Annotated in this window: 1 protein-coding gene and 1 pseudogene; one reads left to right on the top strand and one right to left on the bottom strand. The window is 51.6% G+C overall.

The genetic code is table 11. From position 1 onward, the window contains the following. Positions 1 to 281: 281 nt before the first annotated feature. Positions 282 to 1175, bottom strand: a complete 894-nt coding sequence (locus RMO84_RS19405) for a hypothetical protein (RefSeq protein ID WP_310490082.1) — start codon at positions 1173 to 1175, stop codon at positions 282 to 284. Positions 1176 to 1674: 499 nt separating this feature from the next. Here RMO84_RS19405 and RMO84_RS19410 point away from each other — a divergent pair. After that, positions 1675 to 2279: pseudogene (locus RMO84_RS19410) on the top strand (DNA topoisomerase); the annotation flags it as partial.

Raw genomic sequence — 2279 nt, forward strand, 5'->3', positions numbered from 1 at the left:
GGTATCTGCTAAGGCAGCGGCTTCGCCAACGCGCACGCCTTTGTTCCCCGACGGTTTGCGACTGAAATCACGCGGAGGTTCCCTCCGCACGTGTTTCAGTCAAGACAGCGTAATGCACCGAAAAAAATGGCTGCGCTCCCACTTGCCAACTTTCCAGTTTTCTCACGCTTCAAGTCCCCCAAGTCTCACACTTGCGATCGATCTTGGGGGCTTCGGCGGAGGTGCTAAAGCGGAGCAAATATCCTTAACCCGAACTCGGGTTAAGTAGTAACTTGAGTTAATTAAGTGCGATCGATTTCGGCAATTTTAGCTGTTGCTAGTTGGCGGAGGGCGGTGTTGTGGTGGCGATCGCAAATCGCGATCGTGGTTTGGAGATCGGCTTGAGCGGCTTCCCGTTGGTTTCTTGCTAACCGTGCCAACGCGCGGAAATAAGCGGCGTGTTCGTCATTGGGGTAGAGACTGCCAGCACCAGGGGTTTCCATGGACAGGGCGGCACTATAATCGCGGTTGGTACCAAAATCATCGCCTAAGCCAGCTAAAGCCACGCTGCGGGCGTAATAGGTGGCGATTTCAGTTCGCAGATCGATCGATTTGGAGAGGCTGGCGAGGGCGGGGGTATAGAGATCGCTCGTCAATTGGGTGACGCCGAGGTTATAGTAGGCGGCGGCACTCGGTGCGAGCTGAGTACAGCGCGTGAAGTCGGCGATCGCGCCAGTGTTATCGCCACCATAGGAACGGGCGACAGCGCGGGTATGATAAGCAACTTGCAAATCGGGATGGAGTTCGACAGCTCGATCGCTATCGGCGATCGCATCTGTCAGGCGATCGAGGTGAATGTAGCTAATGGCTCTAGCCGTGTAAGCTGCTGCCAACTGGGGATTGAGTTCGAGTGCCAGATTGTAGTCGGCAAGCGCGCCCACATGGTCGTGGTAGCGGTACCGCACCGTGCCGCGACCGTAAAATAGATTGGCGTCTGTTGGTGCCGATTGAATTGCCAAATTGTATTCTGCTAAAGTGCGTGGCGCGCGCGTTTTACAGGCTGGTTTCGTTGACCTTTGGTCTGCCTTAGGCAATTGAGCGGCGGCATACCAATCGGCAAATAGGAAGTCTTCGAGATCGTCACAAGCAGTTGTGAGATCGTCAGCAATGGATTGACAGATATTGTATAAGTGCATCGCGAGTCTCAGGTAATAGAGCAGTTAGCTAATTGTTCGACCGATACACCCATTGTCATTCTGGCACAGCCACAGGGGATCTGTCTCGCTCTATTTGGCTTATGTTGGTATTGTTAGCGATCGAGTTAAGATTGGCGAAATGATGGTGTGGTTGAATCGGCATCAATAATCGATCGCAACGGGGCGATTGCATCACAATATCTCGATCGATAGAGATAAATCTCGATCGAATTAATTAGGCTCTAGGAACAGGAATACCAGAATTTGCTACAAGCCGCAGATCGCTCGCGATGTACTCGATAAATTTACGCACAGGGGAGATAACTAGATGAGCGCGACTGCCGTAAACATAATTCATCCTAGCGACCTGCGCGGTCATACTCAAATTGATTGGCTCGATAGCTACCACACATTTTCATAAGAAATAAGCGGGATGTGGGAAACTCATGGGCTTTAGCCCTGAGAGGGAAACGACACGGCGGTTTTAACCGCCTTCATTTACATGCGGACTGATTCGGTCGAACTGAGTCAGGATTTTTGTAAAGCCGCGCGGGAATGGCTACTCGCTCACGACAAAGATAATGTACCGACTAAGGTAGCGAAACAGCGTAGTTCCAAAGACGCTCAGGAAGCTCACGAAGCGGTCAGACCGACCGATCTAACAAAAGCATCAAGCGAACTCAAACAACAGCTTTCAGAGGATGAATTTGCGCTGTACGTGATGATTTGGATGCGATCGATCGCGTCTCAATGTAAACCCGCACAGATTCGCAAAACGACGATCGTCACCCAATCTGGCGAGATCCAGTGGCAAGCCAGAGGGCAAATGCTGGAATTCGCAGGCTATGCCAAATATTGGAAGGATATTAGCGGCGATGCGGTGCTACCGAGCTTGCATCTAAAACAACCACTCACAGCCACTAACGTCAGTCACGAGCAAAAACAAACTCAACCACCACCACGCTACTCCGAGCCAAAACTCGTCCAATTGATGGAACGGCGCGGGATCGGTCGTCCTTCGACTTATGCACCGACTATTGCCACGCTCAAGCAGCGCAATTATGTGGAGCTAGTCAAAAGCAAAGTACAGCCGACGACTGTGGG

Origin of the sequence: Chamaesiphon sp. VAR_69_metabat_338, assembly GCF_031423935.1 — a bacterium.
GTDB lineage: Bacteria > Cyanobacteriota > Cyanobacteriia > Cyanobacteriales > Chamaesiphonaceae > Chamaesiphon.